Origin of the sequence: Janthinobacterium sp. PSPC3-1, from assembly GCF_049896105.1 — a bacterium.
GTDB lineage: Bacteria > Pseudomonadota > Gammaproteobacteria > Burkholderiales > Burkholderiaceae_D > Janthinobacterium.
The window spans coordinates 152,179-170,948 of the sequence record NZ_JAFCTQ010000001.1 but is presented as its reverse complement, the minus strand read 5'-3'; the positions used below and the strand labels follow the sequence as shown (position 1 = coordinate 170,948).

Annotated in this window: 19 protein-coding genes; 11 read left to right on the top strand and 8 right to left on the bottom strand. The window is 62.7% G+C overall.

Annotated elements, in window-relative coordinates:
* Positions 1-98: 98 nt before the first annotated feature.
* The gene (gene kdsB, locus ACP7B7_RS00835) at positions 99-1,391 is read right to left on the bottom strand and encodes a 3-deoxy-manno-octulosonate cytidylyltransferase (RefSeq protein ID WP_426075444.1); all 1,293 of its coding nucleotides are present in this window, start codon (positions 1,389-1,391) and stop codon (positions 99-101) included.
* Positions 1,391-2,236: a 3-deoxy-8-phosphooctulonate synthase gene (gene kdsA / locus ACP7B7_RS00830; RefSeq protein ID WP_308924976.1), complete on the bottom strand. Its 846-nt coding sequence runs from the start codon at positions 2,234-2,236 to the stop codon at positions 1,391-1,393. The genes kdsB and kdsA overlap by 1 nt, the downstream gene beginning before the upstream one ends.
* 228 nt (positions 2,237-2,464) lie before the next feature.
* Here kdsA and ACP7B7_RS00825 point away from each other — a divergent pair, with 228 nt between their 5' ends.
* Positions 2,465-2,737 (top strand): oxidative damage protection protein, encoded by a 273-nt coding sequence (locus tag ACP7B7_RS00825; RefSeq protein WP_065310347.1) that lies wholly within the window; start codon positions 2,465-2,467, stop codon positions 2,735-2,737.
* A gap of 182 nt (positions 2,738-2,919) precedes the next feature.
* On the top strand, positions 2,920-3,441 hold the full coding sequence (locus tag ACP7B7_RS00820; RefSeq protein ID WP_426075443.1) for a DUF6622 family protein: 522 nt from the start codon (positions 2,920-2,922) through the stop codon (positions 3,439-3,441).
* Positions 3,442-3,455: 14 nt separating this feature from the next.
* Here the strand turns inward: ACP7B7_RS00820 and rpiA are convergent, their stop codons facing one another.
* Positions 3,456-4,133 (bottom strand): ribose-5-phosphate isomerase RpiA, encoded by a 678-nt coding sequence (gene rpiA / locus ACP7B7_RS00815; protein WP_426075442.1) that lies wholly within the window; start codon positions 4,131-4,133, stop codon positions 3,456-3,458.
* A 204-nt stretch (positions 4,134-4,337) separates the two neighbouring features.
* Between rpiA and ACP7B7_RS00810 the strand changes: the two genes are divergently transcribed.
* The 4 genes from ACP7B7_RS00810 (at position 4,338) to ACP7B7_RS00795 (ending at position 6,875) form a co-directional block, all read left to right on the top strand.
* Complete coding sequence (locus ACP7B7_RS00810; protein WP_426075441.1) at positions 4,338-4,706, top strand: response regulator; 369 nt, start codon at positions 4,338-4,340, stop codon at positions 4,704-4,706.
* A gap of 2 nt (positions 4,707-4,708) precedes the next feature.
* Complete coding sequence (locus tag ACP7B7_RS00805; RefSeq protein ID WP_308924958.1) at positions 4,709-5,332, top strand: chemotaxis protein CheC; 624 nt, start codon at positions 4,709-4,711, stop codon at positions 5,330-5,332.
* 5 nt (positions 5,333-5,337) lie between these two features.
* Positions 5,338-6,318, top strand: a complete 981-nt coding sequence (locus tag ACP7B7_RS00800; RefSeq protein ID WP_426075606.1) for a diguanylate cyclase — start codon at positions 5,338-5,340, stop codon at positions 6,316-6,318.
* 122 nt (positions 6,319-6,440) lie between these two features.
* A complete protein-coding gene (locus ACP7B7_RS00795; RefSeq protein ID WP_308924957.1) occupies positions 6,441-6,875 on the top strand; it encodes a pyridoxamine 5'-phosphate oxidase family protein in 435 nt (144 codons plus the stop codon).
* On the opposite strand, the gene ACP7B7_RS00790 is transcribed toward ACP7B7_RS00795, so the two are convergent.
* The 3 genes from ACP7B7_RS00790 to edd all read right to left on the bottom strand — a co-directional run bounded on the left by ACP7B7_RS00790 (position 6,865) and on the right by edd (position 10,019).
* Positions 6,865-7,404, bottom strand: coding sequence for a Rhs element Vgr protein (locus tag ACP7B7_RS00790; protein WP_426075440.1), 540 nt, complete (start codon positions 7,402-7,404; stop codon positions 6,865-6,867). The genes ACP7B7_RS00795 and ACP7B7_RS00790 overlap by 11 nt on opposite strands.
* A gap of 70 nt (positions 7,405-7,474) precedes the next feature.
* Positions 7,475-8,104: a bifunctional 4-hydroxy-2-oxoglutarate aldolase/2-dehydro-3-deoxy-phosphogluconate aldolase gene (gene eda, locus ACP7B7_RS00785; protein WP_308924955.1), complete on the bottom strand. Its 630-nt coding sequence runs from the start codon at positions 8,102-8,104 to the stop codon at positions 7,475-7,477.
* A gap of 1 nt (position 8,105) precedes the next feature.
* On the bottom strand, positions 8,106-10,019 hold the full coding sequence (edd, locus tag ACP7B7_RS00780) for a phosphogluconate dehydratase (RefSeq protein WP_308924954.1): 1,914 nt from the start codon (positions 10,017-10,019) through the stop codon (positions 8,106-8,108).
* A gap of 326 nt (positions 10,020-10,345) precedes the next feature.
* Here edd and pgi point away from each other — a divergent pair, with 326 nt between their 5' ends.
* Together pgi and ACP7B7_RS00770 are read left to right on the top strand one after the other, a co-directional pair.
* Positions 10,346-11,998 carry a glucose-6-phosphate isomerase gene (gene pgi, locus ACP7B7_RS00775; RefSeq protein WP_308924953.1) on the top strand — a complete coding sequence of 551 codons (1,653 nt, stop codon included), beginning with the start codon at positions 10,346-10,348 and terminating at the stop codon, positions 11,996-11,998.
* Between the two features lie 3 nt (positions 11,999-12,001).
* Positions 12,002-12,898 carry an SMP-30/gluconolactonase/LRE family protein gene (locus ACP7B7_RS00770; RefSeq protein WP_308924952.1) on the top strand — a complete coding sequence of 299 codons (897 nt, stop codon included), beginning with the start codon at positions 12,002-12,004 and terminating at the stop codon, positions 12,896-12,898.
* A 65-nt stretch (positions 12,899-12,963) separates the two neighbouring features.
* Here ACP7B7_RS00770 and ACP7B7_RS00765 read toward each other — a convergent pair whose 3' ends face one another.
* Positions 12,964-13,914, bottom strand: coding sequence for a chemotaxis protein (locus ACP7B7_RS00765; protein ID WP_308924951.1), 951 nt, complete (start codon positions 13,912-13,914; stop codon positions 12,964-12,966).
* Positions 13,915-14,462: 548 nt separating this feature from the next.
* On the opposite strand from ACP7B7_RS00765, the gene zwf reads away from it, so the two are divergent.
* The 3 genes from zwf to tal are packed head-to-tail and all read left to right on the top strand — an operon-like array spanning position 14,463 to position 17,824.
* Positions 14,463-15,935: a glucose-6-phosphate dehydrogenase gene (gene zwf / locus ACP7B7_RS00760; RefSeq protein ID WP_308924950.1), complete on the top strand. Its 1,473-nt coding sequence runs from the start codon at positions 14,463-14,465 to the stop codon at positions 15,933-15,935.
* Positions 15,936-15,987: 52 nt separating this feature from the next.
* Positions 15,988-16,842, top strand: coding sequence for an SIS domain-containing protein (locus tag ACP7B7_RS00755; protein ID WP_308924949.1), 855 nt, complete (start codon positions 15,988-15,990; stop codon positions 16,840-16,842).
* Between the two features lie 46 nt (positions 16,843-16,888).
* Positions 16,889-17,824, top strand: a complete 936-nt coding sequence (gene tal, locus ACP7B7_RS00750; RefSeq protein WP_308924948.1) for a transaldolase — start codon at positions 16,889-16,891, stop codon at positions 17,822-17,824.
* Between the two features lie 70 nt (positions 17,825-17,894).
* Here tal and ACP7B7_RS00745 read toward each other — a convergent pair whose 3' ends face one another.
* Positions 17,895-18,707 carry a hypothetical protein gene (locus ACP7B7_RS00745; RefSeq protein WP_426075439.1) on the bottom strand — a complete coding sequence of 271 codons (813 nt, stop codon included), beginning with the start codon at positions 18,705-18,707 and terminating at the stop codon, positions 17,895-17,897.
* Positions 18,708-18,770: the final 63 nt, after the last annotated feature.

The following is an 18,770-nucleotide window of genomic DNA, read 5'->3' as shown; positions in this document are numbered from 1 at the left end:
AGGCCTTTCCACAAGCAGACCAGCGAAGGGCATTACAACCCCAGTCGTCCGCACAGGCATACCGGGCCAAGCTCGCGACTCCGGCCCGCTGTTCAATGTTATTGCACCACCCGGCCCATCACCGTGGAAAAACCCTCGGCCGAACCGAATACATGCTCCTTGCCCTGCGCAACCAGAATGGCGTCAGCCAGTTCACGGAAAGCCCCCTTGCCTCCCTCCTTGACCAGCACGGCGCTGGCGCGCGCCTGTACGTAGACGGGGGCGTCGGCCACCGCATACGACAGGCCGCAGGCGGCAAACGCGGGCAGGTCGATGCTGTCGTCGCCGATGCAGACGGTTTCATTGACGCCAACTCCAGCCTGTTCCATCAGCTCGCGGCAGGCGCCATGCTTGTCCTTCACGCCGAACTGGTACAGGGTGATGCCCAGGTCCGCCACCCGCTTGCGCAGGGTCGGCGAATCGCGGCCGGACAGCACCGCCACGCGCACGCCGTTTTCTTCCAGCAGGCGCATGCCCAGGCCGTCGCGCACATGGAAGCGCTTCAGGCATTCGCCGGTGGCGTCATAATAAATGCCGCCATCGGTCAGCACGCCATCGACATCGGTAATCACCAGTTTGATCTCGGCCAGGGTCGGCAGGGATGCAGGTGTTTCACCGGCCATCAGCGCACGCACGCGCGCCAGGCATTCGGGCGTATCGACCCCGGGCCCGGAAGGTGCCACCTGGAACGCACGGATGCGCAGTCCCGCCGCCAGCAAACGCAGTTGCTCCAGCTTTTCGGCCTGCTCCAGCATCGCCGCCGGCAAGGCAGAATACGCGGCCAGCACGTCGCGCCGGTAGGCATATACGCCCACATGCTTCAGGTAACTGGCCGGCGCATCGTCGCGCGCGAACGGAATCGCGGCGCGGCTGAAATACAGGGCGTCGCCATTGGCGGCCAACACCACCTTGACCGTATTCGGGTTGCGCGCTTCCTGTGCGTCGATGGCGTGGCACAAGGTGCCCACCTGCACCGCGCTGTCCGCACGCATGCCGTCGGCCAGCAAGGCGATATCCGCCGGGCGCACCAAAGGCTCGTCGCCCTGCAGGTTGATATAGATGTCGGCGTCCACCGTCCGCATCACCTCGGCCAGGCGGTCGGTGCCCGATGGATGATCGGGCGAAGTCATCACGCAACGCCCGCCAAAGCCGCGCACGGCGTCAACCACGCGCTGGTCGTCGGTGGCGATCACCACCGTGTCGACGCCGGGCACTTCCAGCGCCCGTTCGTACACATGTTGCACCATCGGTTTGCCGAGGATGTCGGCCAGCGGCTTGCCGGGCAGGCGCGTGGACGCGTAGCGGGCCGGGATGACGATGGCCAGGCGCGGGGTCAATTTACCGTTTTCCATTAATTGATATTCAGCGCAGGGAAGGATTTCACCAGATCGTCCAGCGCCTTCAGTTGCGTCAGGAACGGTTCCAGTTTATCGAGCGGCAAGGCGCTGGGGCCATCGCAGCGCGCGTTGTCCGGGTCCGGATGGGCTTCCAGGAACAGGCCGCCGATGCCGACGGCCAGGCCGGCGCGGGCCAGGTCCGCCACTTGCTGGCGGCGGCCACCGGAGGCGGCGCCACCGGGATCGCGCTGCTGCAAGGCGTGGGTAACGTCGAAAATGATGGGCAAATCGTTGCAGGTCTGTTTCATCACGCCAAAGCCCAGCATGTCGACCACCAGGTTGTCGTAGCCCAGGCAGGTGCCGCGATCGCACAGGATCAGCTGTTCATTGCCCGCTTCCTTGAATTTTTCGACAATATTGGCCATCTGGCCAGGGCTGAGGAATTGCGGCTTCTTGATATTGATCACCTTGCCGGTCTTGGCCAGGGCCACCACCAGGTCGGTCTGGCGCGCCAAAAAGGCGGGCAGTTGCAATACGTCGACCACTTCGGCGACCTGCTGGGCCTGCCATGGTTCATGCACGTCGGTAATGATGGGCACGCCAAACGCCGCCTTGACGTCCTGGAAAATGCGCATGCCCTCTTCCAGGCCCGGGCCACGGTAGGAGTGGATCGACGAGCGGTTGGCCTTGTCGAAGCTGGCCTTGAAAATATAGGGAATGCCCAGTTTTTGCGTGACGCGCACATACTCTTCGCAGGCGCGCAGGGCGAGATCGCGCGATTCGAGCACGTTGATGCCGCCAAACAGCACAAACTTGCCTTCATTGCTGACGCTGATATCGTTGACTTTGACCGAGACCATAGGGGATTCCATTCTTGTTGGGCGGGCGGGCCGCGTGGTTGAGGCAATACTGGCGCAAGATCGCACTTGCGCGACAACACATCTTACTAGCTGGGGCGGCGCAGATCAAATTTGATCTGGCGCAAGGGCGCGCCACAAGCCGCGCGGCTGGCCGGGCATCGCTGCCGGTAGCGCCGCGCAAAGTACCTTATAATCACGCTTTATCTCTACACCGATTCAGGAGCACAGATGGCCCGCACTATCCATTGCGTCAAACTCAACAAGGAAGCCGAAGGACTGGACTTCCCGCCGTACCCGGGCGAACTGGGCAAGAAAATTTACGAATCGGTGTCGAAAGAAGCCTGGGCCGCCTGGCTCAAGCACCAGACCATGCTGGTCAACGAAAACCGTTTGAACCTGGCCGACGCGCGCGCCCGCAAATACCTGGCCACGCAGATGGAAAAGCATTTCTTCGGCGATGGCGCCGACGCCGCCATGGGCTACGTGCCACCGACGGAATAAGTTGCATCCCTGCCCGTGACCACGTCACGGGCAGGTTTTCGTCTTCGTTTCACACCGCAGTTTCACGCCATCCTCAGCCGTTTTCACGGCCTTCCGTCTTCGTTTCGTCGCAGTCCGCTCGCCGTCCATGCCGCCGGCAGGCACAGTACATCCATCGACAACGACTTTCCAAGGCGGACACCATGCAACAGCTCTTCAGCCACACTCCCCTCTACGTCTGGGCCATCCTGGCTTTTCTCGTGTACCGCGGCGTGCTGGCCAGCCGTGCCCGTGAAGTGACCTTGCGCAAGCTGTGCATTATTCCGCTGGTGATGCTGGCCCTGTCGCTGTCCGGCGTGCATGGCAGCTTCGGTTTTGACGGCGTGGCGCCATTTGCTTGGGCGGCCGGTGCGCTGGCCGGCGGCCTGCTCGCCTGGTCGCTGACCGATGCGCGCAAGCTGACGGCTTGCCCCGAGCGCGGCACGCTGCGGCTGGCCGGCAGCTGGCTGCCATTGACATTAATGATGAGCATCTTCTGCATGAAGTATGCGGTGGCGGTCAGCCTGGCCATCCATCCCGCCTATGCCCATGCCACCGGTTTCGTGCTGTTTGTATGTGTCGCCTACGGCTGCTTCAGCGGCATTTTCCTGGGCGGCCTGCTGCGCACGCTGAGCGCCTATCGGACCGCGCAAATGACAAGCGGCCCGCAGGGGGCCGCTGTGTAAGGCAACGCTGGCGATCAGTAAGCCAGCGTACGCACGCCTTCCGCCGTCCCCAGCAAGCACACATTGGCGCCGCGCGCGGCGAACAGGCCGACGGCGATCACGCCGACGATCTGGTTGATCTGCTGTTCCAGCGCCACCGGGTCAAGAATCTGCAAGCCCAGCACGTCGATGATCTCGCCGCCGTTGTCGGTAATAAAGGCTTCGTCGCTGCCGGGCTTCAGGCGCAGGCGCGGCGTGCCGCCCAGCGCGGCCAGCTGGCGCGAAACGCTGGCGCGCGCCATCGGCACCACTTCCACCGGCAGCGGAAACGCACCCAGGGTCTCGACCAGCTTGGAGCCGTCGGCGATGCAGACGAACTGTTTCGCCACGGAGGCAACGATCTTTTCGCGCGTCAGGGCCGCGCCGCCGCCCTTGATCATGGCGCCGCCGGCCGTGATTTCGTCGGCGCCGTCGATATACACGGCGATCTCGCTGACGTCGTTCAGGTCGAACACGGCGATGCCGTGGCCGGCCAGGCGGGCGGCGGTCGCTTCGGACGAGGCAACCGCGCCCTTGATGCTGTCCTTGATCTTGGCCAGTTCATCGATGAAAAAGTTGGCGGTCGAGCCGGTACCGACGCCGATGATTTCGCCTTTTACTACATAATCAATCGCGGTGCGGGCTACGGCTTGCTTCAATTCGTCTTGGGTCATGGCAGGGAGGGTGAAGTGGGAATGGCGCTATTTTACTGGATAGCCAGGCCGGCAAGCAGGGCAATGGGCGGCGGCGCAACAACCGGCAGGCGGGCAAAGATGAAAATTTTTGCCCTAAAGCAATTCGGATAGCGAATTATCGGTTGTCCAGGCAATCTATGCGAAAATGTCACATTGACAGAAATGACGTTTCAGGAATAGCAAATGGATCACAGTAAACAGGTACTTGTTGTCGATGACAGCCGGGTTTCACGTTTGATGGCGCATCAGTTCATTCTCAGCAAACATGCCGGCTGGCAGATCACCGAAGCGTCGACGGGCGAAGAAGCGCTGGAGAAAGTCAAGGCGCTCGACCCTTACCTGATATTGCTTGACGTTAATATGCCGGGCATGGGCGGCGTGGCCGCCGCCGAGCAGCTGCGCGCCCTGTATCCGCAGACCCATATCTTCCTGGTGACGGCGAATGTGCAAAACGCCATCCGCAACCGCGCCAGCGAACTGAAAGTGGGCTTCATGGAAAAACCCATCACGGAAGTGCGCATCCACCAGCTGATCGATACGCTGGAAGCGTGAACATGGTCAACCTGTCCGAGCTGGAAAACGACGCGCTGGTCGAAATCTTCAATATCGGCGTGGGCCACGCGGCGGCCGCCATGAGCGAAATCGTCAACGAGGAAGTCACCATGTCGGTGCCCTCGATTACCTTTTTGAACCGCGCCGATGCGGCGGCCCTGCTCGGCAGCAAGCGCGACGGCGACCGCATCTGCGGCGTCAGCCAGCATTACGATGGCGCGTTCGCCACTGAAGCCATCCTGATGTTCCCCGAGGATAAAAGCCTGGAGATCGTGCGCCTGATGGTGGGCGACAGTGTGCCGCTGCAGGAACTGACGGAAATGGAACAGGAGGCGATGAGCGAAATCGGCAACATCATCCTCAATTCCTGCGTGGGCACGTTGGCCAACCTGTTCGACAGCGAACTGCACGGCTCCCTGCCCGTCTACCATGTGGGCACCAGCACGGAAATCCTGTCCGTCTTCGGCGACCAGGGCGACGACGTGGTGCTGATGCTGCATATCGACTTCGTGCTGGCCAAGCACCAGATCCACGGCTATGTGGCGTTTGTACTGGACCTGTCCGCCTTGCACGACCTGAAAGAACAGGTCAACCGCTACCTGGCCAAGGTCTTTGGACCGGCGTGAGCACCATGCCCGACACCTTGCAGCGCTTGACCCTGCTCGAAAGCATTATTGGCGCCGTCAACCTGGGCGCCATCGTGCTGGACCAGCACCGCAGCATCGTGCTGTGGAACCGCTGGCTGGAGCGCCATTCCGGATGGAAAGCCGATACCGTGCTGGGCCGCGATTTTTTCGACGTGTTCCCGGAACTGCAGCACAAGCGCATCGAATCGGCCATCACCCAGGCCCTGCGCGACAATTTCCAGTCGCTGCTGTCGCAATCGCTGCACAAGTCGCCGTTCCCGCTGTACCCGCAGGCGGCGGTGACCAGCGACGGCCGCGAGCGCATGCAGCAGGCGGTGGCCGTGACGCCCATCAGCCTGCCGGGCGCGCCACGCCACTGCCTGATCCAGATCACCGACGTCACCATCGCCGTGGGCCGTGAAAAACTGCTGCGCGACCAGACCATGGTGCTGCGCTCGCAAACCTTTTCGGACGGCCTGACGGGCGTGGCCAACCGCCGCCATTTCGACGTCGCGATCGACAAGGAAATGCGGCGCGCCAAGCGCAGCGGCAGCCCGCTGTCGCTGCTGATGATCGATATCGACCATTTCAAGGACTATAACGACCAGTATGGCCACCAGCAGGGCGACACTTGCCTGAAACAGGTGGCCGGGGCACTGGCGACCATGCTCAACCGTTCCGGCGATGTGCTGGCCCGCTATGGCGGCGAAGAGTTCGCCGCCATCCTGCCTGACACCGAACCGGCCAAGGCGCTGGGCCTGGCCGAGTCCATCCGCAAGGGCGTGCGCGCGCTGGCGATCGAGAATGGACACGAAGATGGCGCGGCGCGCCATATTACCGTCAGCATCGGCGTGGCGACCCAGAGTGGCGCCGCGCCGCTCGACATGGACCAGCTGATCGGCGCCGCCGACCGCGCGCTGTACCAGGCCAAGGATGGCGGACGTAACCGGGTCATCAGCAACACCCAGGCAACACCGCCGGCCTGACTATCTGCGGTCCAGCGTGAACTGCCGCACGCAGGACCGGCGCCATCCTGTGGTCAACTCCCTCCATGGAGGCGGCGCGCACCGCGCCGTCGTGGCGTCACACACCACCACGGGAGCATCACATGAGCACAATGACCTTGCCGGAACTGGCAAAAAAGATGGCCGACATCGACTACCTGATGTTGTCGACACGTACCGACAACGGGCAGCTGGCGGCCCGGCCGATGAGCAATAACGAGGACGTCGATTACGACGGCACTTCCTGGTACTTCACCTGGGCCGACGCGCGCATGGTCGACGATATCCGCCGCGATCCGTCCGTCGGCCTGGCCTACCAGGGCAAGGCCCATCTGTTCGGCGCGCCGCCGCTGTTTATCGCGGTCGAAGGCCAGGCCGAGCTGATCACCGAACGGCAAGCCTTCGAAGCACACTGGGACGACAGCATGGACCGCTGGTTCAAGCAGGGCCCGGCCACGCCAGGCATCATCCTGATCAAGGTGCAAGCCAAGCGCATCCACTACTGGGATGGCGAGGACGAGGGCGAGCTCACCTTGTAAACCAGCGCCGCGGCAGCAAGCTTGCATTGCCGGGCGACTGCAAGAAGCCGCCCAGCACCTCGCGCAAAAAAGGCAGCCTGGCCGTCATCGAGGCCAGTCCCAGTTGCGTGGCGCCAAAATAGTGGGAGACCAGTTCGGCCTGCTGCTCCATGTTGTAGCCGGCAAACGCCGTGCCCGCGATGCTGCTGTCATAGCGGTAGGCGCGCTGGCGAAAGTAGCCGCCGAACAGCGCCAGCAGCAAGCCGTGCCAGATGCAGTTGTAGCCCAGCTGCCACTGCCACACATGCACCATCTCATGGATGAAGAACAGCTTGCCGCCCGCATCCTCGCGTGAAAAGTCAATGCGGTACTGGGGCGGCATGAAATACAGGCTGCCGCGCGGCGTCATGGCCGTGTTCTGGTCCTGCAAATTGAAGGGAAGAAAAGAGCCTCGCACCACGCGCACGCGCGCGTAGTCGATGCCGTCATGAAAGACGCTGCGCGCCATGGCGGTTTCACCAGCGGTCAATCGACGGCGCAAGTCTGGCATGGGAATCCGGAAGAAAAAGAAACGGCAAGCGTTGCAAGCTTGCCGTTTGATTGGAACTCAGGCGTAACGCCTAAGCGGAGCGCAAACCGCTGGCCGCCTTGGCGATTTCCGTGATGCGATCCCAGTTACCGGCCGCGATCGCGTCCTTCGGTGTCAGCCACGAACCGCCCACGCAGGCGACGTTTTTCAGCGCCAGGAACTGCGACGCCGTTTCCTGCGAAATGCCGCCGGTCGGGCAGAACGTCACGTCCGGCAGCGGGCCGTAGATGGCGTTGAGCATGCCGATGCCGCCGGCTGGCACGGCCGGGAACAACTTCAGTTGCTGGAAGCCGTTTTCACGCGCCGCCATCACTTCACCCGGGGTCATTACGCCAGGCAACAGCGGCAGGCCGCTGCTTTTCGCGGCGGCCACCAAGGCGCTGGTCAGGCCCGGCGAAACGCCGAACACGGCGCCGGCATCGCGCGCGGCGGCGAATTCTTCAGGACGGGTCAAGGTGCCCACGCCGACGATGGCGCCCGGCACTTCGGACATGGCGCGGATCGCGTCCAGGCCGTGCTTGGTGCGCAAGGTTACTTCCAGCACGCGGATGCCGCCCGCCACCAGCGCGCGCGCCAGCGGTACGGCGTGTTCAGGATCGTCGATCGCAATCACGGGGATCACGCTCGAGGTACGCATAATTTCCAGGAGTGTCATTGTCATTTTATTTCCTTGCCAAAAAGTCTTCATCGGAGCCCGGCACAGTATCGCCGACATTCTCGCCTTCGTGCAAGGGCACGGTGGTGGGAATCGGCGATGGCAGGCCGAACGTGGTGGCGCCCTCTTCCGCCGCGCTGACGGTGGAGCGGAACATCGAAAACAACTCGCGGCCCATGCCGATATGGCTGGACGACAAATCAGCGGTGACCAGCGCACGCGCATGCCATACGTCGGCCGGCACCAGCGCTTCGAGCACGCCGGTGAAGGCGTCAAGGCGGATGACGTCGCCGTCGCGCACCAGGCCCAGCGGACCTCCGGCCAGGATTTCAGGCGAGACGTGGATCGCGGCCGGCACCTTGCCCGACGCGCCCGACATGCGGCCGTCGGTGACCAGCGCCACATGGCGGCCGGCATCCTGCAGGTTGGCCAGCGCCGGCGTCAGCGCATGCAATTCAGGCATGCCGTTGGCGCGCGGACCCTGGAAGCGCAGCACGGCAACGAAATCGCGGTCCAGCGTCCCGGCCTTGTAGGCGGCCATGAACTCTTCCTGCGAATTGAAGACGATGGCAGGCGCTTCGACGGTGCGATGCTCCGGCTTGACGGCCGACACTTTCATCACCGCGCGGCCCAGGTTACCCGCCACCAGCACCATGCCGCCGTCCGGCGCGAACGGGTTCGAGGCCGGTCGCAGCACGCTTTCGTCGGCGCTGGTCAATGGTGCATCTTTCCAGAAGACCTTGCCGTCTTCGCCCAGGAACGGTTCCATGCAGTGCGCGCGCAAGCCGTGGCCCAGGATGGTGTTGACGTCTTCGTGCAGCAGGCCCGCGTCCAGCAGTTCGCGGATCAGATAACCGGTGCCGCCGGCGGCGTGGAAATGGTTGACGTCGGCGTCGCCATTCGGATAGATGCGCGTCAGCATAGGCACGATGGCCGACAGCTCATTGAAGTCGTTCCAGTCGATCACGATGCCGGCCGCCTTGGCGATCGCCACCAGGTGCAGGGTGTGATTGGTCGAGCCGCCGGTGGCCAGCAGGCCCACCACGGCATTGACGATACATTTCTCGTCGACGATATGGCCAACCGGCAGGTAGCTGCCGCTTTGCGCCGTGATCACGGCGGCGCGCTGGGCGGCGGCGGCCGTCAGCGCATCGCGCAGCGGCGTGTTCGGGGTGATGAAGGCGGCACCCGGCAGGTGCAGGCCCATCACTTCCATCAGCATCTGGTTGCTGTTGGCGGTACCGTAAAAAGTACAGGTGCCGGCGCCATGGTAGGCCTTCGACTCGCCTTCGAGCAAGTCTTCACGCGTCGCCTTGCCCTGCGCATACAACTGGCGCACCTGGGCTTTTTCCTTGTTCGACAGGCCCGAGGTCATCGGGCCGGCCGGCACGAACACGGCCGGCAAGTGGCCGAAGTGCAGCGCGCCGATCAAGAGGCCCGGCACGATCTTGTCGCACACGCCCAGGTACAGGGCCGAGTCGAACATATTGTGCGACAGCGCCACGGCGGTCGACATGGCGATGGTGTCGCGCGAAAACAGCGACAATTCCATGCCCGGCTGGCCTTGCGTCACGCCATCACACATGGCCGGCACGCCGCCGGCGAACTGCGCCACGGCGCCCACTTCGCGCACGGCCTGCTTGATAATCTGCGGAAAACCTTCGAATGGCTGGTGCGCCGACAGCATGTCGTTGTACGACGAGACGATGGCCACCGACGGCTTCTTGTATTCCTTCAGCGACAGCTTGTCGTTGGCCGGGAAGGCGGCAAAGCCGTGCGCCAGGTTGGTACACGACAGCGCGCCGCGCTGCACGCCCTGGATGCGGGCGGCATCGAGGTGCGTCAGATAGGCGCCGCGCGAGGGCCGGCTGCGCGCGATGATGCGCGCTGTTACGGATTCGACTACTGGATGCAGCGCCATGATGGATTCCTTAAAAAGTATTTTGTGAAATTTTACTACAAAATGGGTGAGCAGAAGCACTCTTGCTTGGGCCAACTCCATAAATATGCCATTTTTTTGCCGCTTTTCAATGCCTGTACGCCACGCAACAATTTGGCCGAAACGGGACCAGCATCGCCCGATTCAGTGGCCAATCGCCGTGAAAAAAACAGGATGGTGCCGGCTCTCCCCTTCAAACTGTAGTGAATTTACTTTTTTCTGATGTATTATTCTCATATCACCGTCGGCAGCGCATTTTAGGCGCGCCGCATTCCTTATAACCGAGACCCGTACCCCAGCCGACCGCCATGTCCACTCCCGCCCTCACCGCCTTGAACAGTTTCCAACAATTGCAGGCCCACAGCGCCAGCGTGCGCGATGTGCACCTGCGCCAGCTGTTTGCCGGCAACCCGCAGCGCTTTGCGCAGATGACCATCGATGCCGCCGGCCTGCTGCTCGACTACTCGAAGAACCGGGTTGATGCGACCAGCATGGCGCTGCTGATGGACCTGGCGCGCGAACGCGGCGTGGAAGCGCAGCGCGAAGCGATGTTTACTGGCGAGAAAATCAATCTTACCGAACATCGGGCGGTTCTGCACACCGCATTGCGCGCGCCGCGCGGCAGCAAGCTGGTGGTCGACGGCCAGGATATCGACGCCGACGTGCAGGATGTCTTGCAGCGCGTGAAGGTATTTACCGACAAGGTCCGCAACGGCAGCTGGCTCGGCTACAGCGGCAAGCCGATTTCCGACGTCGTCAATATCGGCATCGGCGGCTCCGACCTGGGCCCGAAAATGGCCTGCCTGGCGCTGCGCTCGTATGCCAACCCGGGCCTGGAAATGCATTTCGTGTCGAACGTCGACGGCCACGACATGGAGGCGACCCTGTCGAAAGTCGATCCGGAAACGACCTTGTTCATCGTGGCCTCGAAAACGTTTGTCACGGCCGAAACCATGCTGAACGCCAATACGGCGCGCGCCTGGTTCCTGCTCGAAGCGGAAGAAAAAGACCTGGCGAAACATTTCGTCGCCGTCTCGACCAATGCGGCAGCCATCGTCGAGTTCGGCATCGATCCGGCCAATATGTTCCCGTTCTGGGACTGGGTCGGCGGACGCTATTCGGTCTGGTCGTCGATCGGCCTGGCAGTGGCGCTGGCCGTGGGCTTCGAATACTTCAGCGACTTCCTGGCCGGCGCGCATGCGATGGACCGGCATTTCCGTGAAGCGCCCCTCGAACAGAACATGCCGGTGGTGCTGGCCATGGTGGGCTTCTGGAACCGCCAGTTCCTCGATTGCGGCTCCGTCTCGATCGCACCGTATCACCAGGACCTGAGCCGCTTTGCGGCCTATTTGCAACAGCTGGACATGGAAAGCAACGGCAAGCGCGTCACCAAGGACGGCGAGCCCGTCGGCGTGCCGACCGGCCCCGTGATCTGGGGCGATTGCGGCACCAATGCCCAGCACGCCTATTTCCAGCTGCTGCACCAGGGCACCGACATCACGCCGATCGACTTTATCGCCGCGCTGCGCGCCACCCACGACCTGCCGGGCCACCACGACGCCCTGCTGGCCAACTGCTTCGCCCAGTCGGAAGCCTTCATGACCGGCAAGACGGGCGAGGAAGTACGCCTTGACCTGCAGGCGCAAGGTTTGCCGGAAAACGACATCGCGGCGCTGGTGCCGCACAAAACCTTCCCCGGCAACCGCCCCAGCAACACCATCCTGATGGATCAATTGACGCCGTCGACCCTGGGCGCGCTGATCGCCCTGTATGAACACAAGACGTTCGTGCAAGGCGTGCTGTGGAACGTCAACAGTTTTGACCAGTGGGGCGTGGAACTGGGCAAGGTACTGGCCAAGAAAATCCAGTCCGAACTGACGGGCGAGGCGCAGCCGGAACTGCACGACAGCTCGACCAATGGCCTTATTTCACTCGCACGTGCCGCCAAGGCAGCCTACTAAAACATGAATATCTACGAAATCAAGGTCGTCAGCGACAAACCGATGCAGGTGGGCGAATGCCCGCTGTGGCATGAAAAAGAGCAAGCCCTGTACTGGGTCGATATCGACGGCCGCGCCGTGCACCGCCTCCATCCGGACAGCGGCAAGCATACGCAATGGAACATGCCGACCGAACCGTCGGCGCTGGCGATCAATGCCGGCGGCGGCCTGATCGTGGCGCTGCGCAGCGGCTTCGTGCACCTGGACACCAAGACCGGCAGCCTGGCCGACATCGCGCCGGCGCCGTTCGACATGGCCACCACCCGCTTCAACGATGGCAAGGTCGATCCAAAAGGCCGTTTCTGGGTCGGCACGATCTTCGAGCCGCGCAATGCGGATGCGGCGGAAATGTTCGTGCTGGAAAAGGGGCAAGTGCGCAAGGTATGGTCGGGCGGCATGACGGTCTCGAATGGCCTGGGCTTTTCTCCCGACCGGCACACCATGTACCACTCGGACACCACCACCCACCGCATCGACCGCTTCGACTTCGATGCGGCCACCGGCGCCATTTCCGCACCACAGCCGTTCCAGCGCTTTTCGACCGACAAAAAGGCGGCGGATTATGGCGGCCGTCCCGATGGCGCGGCCGTCGACAGCCAGGGCAATTACTGGTCAGCCATGTTTGAAGGCGGCAAGATCTTGCGCTTCGCGCCCGATGGCCAGCTGCTCGGTGAAATCACGGTGCCGGCCCGTTGCCCGACCATGGTCACCTTCGGCGGCGCCGACCTGCGCACCCTGTATATCACCACTGCCAGCCATAACCGCTCGGCCGAGGAAATCGCCAACTATCCGCTGACGGGGCATGTGCTGTCGGTCAGGGTGGATGTGGCGGGGCAGGTGGAAACGGCCTACCAGGCATAACGGTGCAAATGCAAAAAAACGCCGGCACATGCGAGTGTGCCGGCGTTTTTCATGGTGAAACGTGATCAGCGCGCCAATACCTTGCGTATCGTCTCGGCCAGTTCCGCCGCCACGAACTTGGCCACATAGCCATCGGCGCCCACGCCCTTGACGTGGTCTTCGTTGGTCGAGCCCGTCAGCGACGAGTGGATGACCACCGGGATCGACGAAAAACGGCCGTCATTCTTGATATTGCGCGTCAGGGTGAAACCGTCCATTTCCGGCATTTCCAGGTCGGTCAGCACCAGCGCCACCTTGTCTTTCGCGGTCTTGCCTTCGGCGGCGGCCTGGGTCGAGATCGCTTGCAGCCGCTCCCACGCCTCCTTGCCGGTCTTGGTCATGATGTAGGGCACGCCCATCGCTTCCAGGCCCTTTTCGATCAGGGACCTGGCCAGCGAGGAATCGTCGGCGGCCAGGATCACGGAACCGGGCGGCAGGTGCACCTGCGGGCCGATGCTGGTCTTGTCGACGTCCGGATCGCCGGACGGCAGCACATTGCGCAGGATCTGCTCGACGTCCAGCACTTGCGCCAGGCGCGTCTTGTCGGTATCGCCATCAAGGCGGGCGATGCTGGTGACCAGGCCGCCACCGACGCTCGATTCGGCCGACAGCACCTGATTCCACTCCAGGCGCACGATTTCATCGACCTCTTCCACGGCGAAGGCCTGCGTCGAGCGGGCGAATTCGGTCACCATCAGGATACGCAAGCCATTGCTCTTGCAGCCGACGGCCATCGGCAAGTCGATCACCGGCACGATCTGGCCACGGATATTGACCACGCCCAGCATGTGCGGATGGGAACCGGCAACAGCCGTGATGGCCGGCATTTCCATGATCTCGCGTACCTTGAACACATTGATGCCGAACAGTTCGCGGCTGGTCGAATGGTCGCTGGTGCCGAGCTTGAACAGGAACAGTTCGAATTTGTTATTGCCTGTCAGGCTGGTGCGCTCATCGATCTCTTGCATTGAATTCATTATTTCCCCTTGAGCCGTCTTGTATTGCGTGATTGAAGTCCGCCTTGCCGCGCGCGTTCATGGCTGAATGCATGGTACGGTAGGGTCGGAAGGCGGATTCGGGGCATGGCCGACGCTACAGCGCAGTATATTATCGCCAACATGGTTGTCAGCGTTTTACGCCGATTATACGGTCAATTTATTTCCCCAAAGTTACTTAAATCGGCGGAAAGGCCTTGCGTGTGCTTTTCTTGACGTCCCTGTTGCTACAGCGCAAATCCATGCGGCCGCCGGTGAAAATTTCCGCTGCAACCATGGCTTTACTGGAATGCATGATGACGTGGCAAGTCCGGCGGGCAGGCATATAATGCAGGACTGGCTAGACCCGTCACAATGTAGTAAAATTTCTTGCAATTGCCAGTTCTACGTAGTAAATTTACACCATGAATTTACAGTAGCATAGACTGCGGCACCACGCGGCGATACCAACGCGGCGGCGCGCCACAGCGCTGTCAGCGATCAGCACCCTCCCGGCTCCGGCTCCTTTACTTTTGCGACGACATCATATTATGGCTCTTACCGATTTTGACCTGGTCCTGTTTGGCGGCAGCGGCGATTTAGCCATGCGTAAATTACTGCCTGCAATGTATGCGCGCGATGTCGCGAACGACCTGCCGCCGACGGCGCGCATCATCTGCGTGGGCCGCCAGGACAGCGGCCAGGACGCTTTCCTGAAAATGGTGGAAACCAATTCCCGCCCGCACATCAAGGCCAGCACCCTGAATGCCGCCACGTGGAGCAAGTTCTGCGCGCGCATCGTGTATGTATCGCTCAACGCCAGCGACGCCTCGACCTATGCACCGCTGGTCGAAGCGCTGCGCGGCGATGCCAACCTGACGCGCGTGTACTACCTGGCGACGCCGCCGCACCTGTTCGCGCTGATCTGCGACAACCTGGAAGAAAATGGCCTGGTGACGCCGAATTCGCGCGTGGTGCTGGAAAAACCGCTGGGCCGCGACCTGGCAAGCGCCAAGCAGATCAATGCCGAAGTGGGCAAGGTGTTCCAGGAATCGCAGATCTACCGCATCGACCACTACCTGGGCAAGGAAACCGTGCAGAACTTGCTGGCCCTGCGCTTCGGCAATATCCTGTTCGAGCCGCTGTGGCGCCGCGAGTGGATTTCCGACGTGCAGATCACCATCGCCGAGAAACTGGGCGTGGGCAACCGCATGGGCTACTACGACACCTCGGGCGCGCTGCGCGACATGCTGCAGAATCACCTGCTGCAACTGCTGTGCATCGTCGCCATGGAACCGCCGACCTCGATCGCGCCGGACGCCGTGCGCGATGAAAAGCTGCAAGTGCTGCGCTCGCTGAAAAAATTCACGCCGACCACCCTGGCGCAAAACATCGTGCGCGGCCAGTACCGCGCCGGCCATGTCGACGGCACCACCGTGCCGAGCTACCGCGACGAGCCGGATGCGCCGCAACACTCGCGCACCGAAACCTTTGTCGCGCTGAAAGCGGAAATCGACACCTGGCGCTGGGCCGGCGTGCCGTTCTACCTGCGCACGGGAAAACGCATGGCCGACAGCCTGGCCGAAATCGTCGTGCGCTTCAAGCAGATCCCGCACTCGATCTTCAACCAGCCGACCTCCAGCTTCCAGCCGAACTGCCTGGTGATCCGCCTGCAGCCCGACGAAGGCCTGCGCATGAACCTGATGGCAAAAACCCCGGGCGACGGCATGCGTCTGAAACCGGCCGAACTGGAACTCGATTTCCGCGAATCGTTCAAGACCCCGCGCATGGACGCCTACGAGCGCCTGCTGCTGGACGTCCTGCGCGGCCAGCTGACCCTGTTCATGCGCGGCGACGAACTGGAAGCGGCCTGGGAATGGGTCGAACCGATTCTCGACAACTGGGAACAGAACGACAGCGCGCCGATCCCGTACACGGCTGGCACCTGGGGCCCGGCCGCAGCCAGCGCGCTGATCGGGCGCGATGGCTTGCAGTGGCGTGAAGAAGCTTTACCGGAAGATTGATGGACGCCTTATTTAATGTCCACGTGCAGCACAGTGAAAGAAAGGTTTCCTGATGCTGCTCGACTCCATCCGCACCCAGCTCGACTCGCTCTCCAAATCGGAGAAAAAGGTCGCGCTGGCGGTGCTGGAACAGCCGAACCAGACGGTCAGCCAGAACATCACGGCGTTGGCGAAACACGCGCAGGTGTCCGAGCCGACCGTGGTGCGCTTTTGCCGCACCCTGGGCTATGACGGCTGGCATGAATTCAAGCTGCGCCTGGCGCAGGGGCTGGCGCTGGCCATGCCCGGCGCCAACGAGCAGCCGGCGCAGGATGACCTGGCGGCCGACCTGGTCAATAAAATCTGCAGCCGCTCGATCAATACCCTGCTCGACCTGCGCAACAACCTGAACCCGGAAGCGATACAGCGCGCGCTCGACATTCTGTCGCGCGCCAGCAAGATCGAATTCTATGGCCAGGGTACCTCGGGCATCGTGGCGGCCGACGCCCAGCACAAGTTCTTCCGCTCGGGCGTGCCGACGGTGGCCTACAGCGATCCGAACATCCACAGCATCGCGGCGGCCCTGCTGCGCGGCGGCGATGCGCTGGTCGCCATCTCGCAGCGCGGCAACAGCCCGGCCCTGGTGCGCTCGGTGAAACTGGCGCGCCGCGGCGGCGCCGACGTGATCGTGCTGGCGCCGTCGGGCACGCCGCTGGCGGACCTGGCCACCGTGCTGATCCCGATCGACCTGATCTTCAACACCGACCCCTACACGCCAATCTCGGCGCGCCTGGCCTACCTGGTGGTGATCGACGTGCTGGCCGTGGGCCTGGCCCTGCAGCGCGGGCCGGAGTTCCGCAAGAAGATGCAGAATGCGCAGAAGGCGCTGCAGGAATTTGACATGCAGTTTGATTCGTTTATCGGCTAGTCGGTACAATAGCCCGGCAAGCCCCTCCCTTCTTTCTAGCGCAGCCATGAACCAATTAGAACAACTCAAACAGTACACCACCGTGGTGGCCGATACCGGCGACTTCCAGTCGATCCAGGCGTACACGCCGCGCGATGCGACCACCAATCCTTCGCTGATCCTGAAGGCCGTGCAAAAGGATGAATACAAGCCGCTGCTGGAAAAGGCCGTGCGCGACCATCCGAACGCTTCGACCGGCGAAATCATCGACCGCCTGCTGATCGCGTTTGGCGTCGAGATCCTGCAAACCATCCCGGGCCGTGTCTCGACCGAAGTCGATGCGCGCCTGTCGTTCGACATCGACGGCACGGTGGCCAAGGGCCGCGACCTGGTCGCCCTGTATTCGAACGCCGGCATCCCGCGCGAACGCGTGCTGATCAAGATGGCCTCGACCTGGGAAGGCATCCGCGCCGCCGAGATCCTGGAAAAGGAAGGCATCCGCTGCAACATGACCCTGCTGTTCTCGCTGGCGCAGGCGATCGCCTGCGCCGAAGCGGGCGCTCAGCTGATTTCGCCGTTCGTCGGCCGCATCTATGACTGGTACAAGAAATCGACCGGCATCGACTACCTGGGCGCGGAAGACCCGGGCGTGCAGTCGGTCAAGCGCATCTACAATTACTACCGCAAGTTTGGCTACACCACCGAAGTGATGGGCGCGAGCTTCCGCAATACCTCGCAAATCCTGGAACTGGCCGGCTGCGACCTGCTGACCATCAGCCCCGACCTGCTGCAAAAGCTGGCCGACAGCGATGCGCCGGTGGCGCGCAAGCTGAGCGCCGAAGCGGCGCCGGGCGCCAGCATCGTCAAGATGTCGCTCGATGAGAAATCGTTCCGCTTCATGATGAATGAAGACGCGATGGCGACCGAAAAACTGGCCGAAGGCATCCGCGCCTTCTGCGTCGATACGGGCAAGCTGAAACAGCTGATCTCGGCGTTGCGCTAAGCTGCGCACCCGATAAAAAAGCGGCGTCCGTGCGGTCTGCACGGCGCCGCTTTTTTCATGTCCGGCCGGGTCAGGAACAGCGGAACGTCGCCACGCCCTGGTAGTTGGCGCCATTGGCCAGCGTGACCTTGTAGCCGCCGATCAGCAGGTAGCGTCCGGCGCCGGCGTCTCCCAGCGCCAGCAGGGTGCCGGTGCTGCCGCCGAGGAAGGCACCGGTAATCGCCGTCGATGCGGGCGTGCCTGCCAGGCCCGCGCCGCTGATGCTTCCCGTGCTGCCGCCAGCGCTGGCATCGACCGTCATGGACAAGGCGGCGCCGGCGGCGCTGAACGACAGCGTGGCGCGGCCAGCGGCCGTGCCGAAATAGGCGTTTTGGCCAATCGCGCTGCCGCCCACATAGCTCGGCGCGGTGAAGCTGCCGGCGTCGCAGGCCAGGCTGCCGCTGGCGGGCAGGCTGGCGGGCGTCTTGTAGACCGTGTAGTGCGCGCTGGCGTTATTGCCCGTCATGATGGTGGCGCCGCCGCTGCTGGTAAGCGTGCCGGTAAACCAGCGCCCTTGCGCAAAGCTGGCGTCGCCGCTGATCTCGCGCGTGATGGCCGGGGTGCCAGTGAAGGTGGTGCCGGCAATCGCGCTCAGCGCGCCAGTGCCGCCTTGCGTGACGGTGGTGAGCGGACCGGTGCTCTGGCTGGCGACGGCCAGCAGCAGGTAACGGCCGTTGGCATTGTTGGCAAAAGGTGCGCTGATGCTGCCTGTGTCGCCGCTGGCAACGGGCGGCGTGACCGGATTGACAGCGCCGCTGCTGCCGGAAGAGGAGGAACCGCCACCGCAAGCGGTCAGCAAGGTGGTGAAGAACAGTGTGCTTGATAACAGGTAGGCTTTGCTCATGTATCCGTTTTTGTCTTTCTGAAAGTCCGTGGCAGGCATGGCGGATGCATTGATCTTTCCACC

What these genes read in the sequence shown, in the direction of transcription:
- tal (WP_308924948.1), top strand. Translation starts at nt 16,889, where the DNA reads ATGAACCAATTAGAACAACTCAAACAGTACACCACCGTGGTGGCCGAT.
- ACP7B7_RS00755 (WP_308924949.1), top strand. Translation starts at nt 15,988, where the DNA reads ATGCTGCTCGACTCCATCCGCACCCAGCTCGACTCGCTCTCCAAATCG.
- ACP7B7_RS00810 (WP_426075441.1), top strand. Translation starts at nt 4,338, where the DNA reads ATGGATCACAGTAAACAGGTACTTGTTGTCGATGACAGCCGGGTTTCA.
- kdsA (WP_308924976.1), bottom strand. Translation starts at nt 2,236, where the DNA reads ATGGTCTCGGTCAAAGTCAACGATATCAGCGTCAGCAATGAAGGCAAG.
- kdsB (WP_426075444.1), bottom strand. Translation starts at nt 1,391, where the DNA reads ATGGAAAACGGTAAATTGACCCCGCGCCTGGCCATCGTCATCCCGGCC.
- pgi (WP_308924953.1), top strand. Translation starts at nt 10,346, where the DNA reads ATGTCCACTCCCGCCCTCACCGCCTTGAACAGTTTCCAACAATTGCAG.
- zwf (WP_308924950.1), top strand. Translation starts at nt 14,463, where the DNA reads ATGGCTCTTACCGATTTTGACCTGGTCCTGTTTGGCGGCAGCGGCGAT.
- ACP7B7_RS00820 (WP_426075443.1), top strand. Translation starts at nt 2,920, where the DNA reads ATGCAACAGCTCTTCAGCCACACTCCCCTCTACGTCTGGGCCATCCTG.
- eda (WP_308924955.1), bottom strand. Translation starts at nt 8,104, where the DNA reads ATGACAATGACACTCCTGGAAATTATGCGTACCTCGAGCGTGATCCCC.
- ACP7B7_RS00805 (WP_308924958.1), top strand. Translation starts at nt 4,709, where the DNA reads ATGGTCAACCTGTCCGAGCTGGAAAACGACGCGCTGGTCGAAATCTTC.
- ACP7B7_RS00825 (WP_065310347.1), top strand. Translation starts at nt 2,465, where the DNA reads ATGGCCCGCACTATCCATTGCGTCAAACTCAACAAGGAAGCCGAAGGA.
- edd (WP_308924954.1), bottom strand. Translation starts at nt 10,019, where the DNA reads ATGGCGCTGCATCCAGTAGTCGAATCCGTAACAGCGCGCATCATCGCG.
- ACP7B7_RS00800 (WP_426075606.1), top strand. Translation starts at nt 5,338, where the DNA reads ATGCCCGACACCTTGCAGCGCTTGACCCTGCTCGAAAGCATTATTGGC.
- ACP7B7_RS00795 (WP_308924957.1), top strand. Translation starts at nt 6,441, where the DNA reads ATGAGCACAATGACCTTGCCGGAACTGGCAAAAAAGATGGCCGACATC.
- ACP7B7_RS00765 (WP_308924951.1), bottom strand. Translation starts at nt 13,914, where the DNA reads ATGAATTCAATGCAAGAGATCGATGAGCGCACCAGCCTGACAGGCAAT.
- ACP7B7_RS00745 (WP_426075439.1), bottom strand. Translation starts at nt 18,707, where the DNA reads ATGAGCAAAGCCTACCTGTTATCAAGCACACTGTTCTTCACCACCTTG.
- ACP7B7_RS00770 (WP_308924952.1), top strand. Translation starts at nt 12,002, where the DNA reads ATGAATATCTACGAAATCAAGGTCGTCAGCGACAAACCGATGCAGGTG.
- rpiA (WP_426075442.1), bottom strand. Translation starts at nt 4,133, where the DNA reads ATGACCCAAGACGAATTGAAGCAAGCCGTAGCCCGCACCGCGATTGAT.
- ACP7B7_RS00790 (WP_426075440.1), bottom strand. Translation starts at nt 7,404, where the DNA reads ATGCCAGACTTGCGCCGTCGATTGACCGCTGGTGAAACCGCCATGGCG.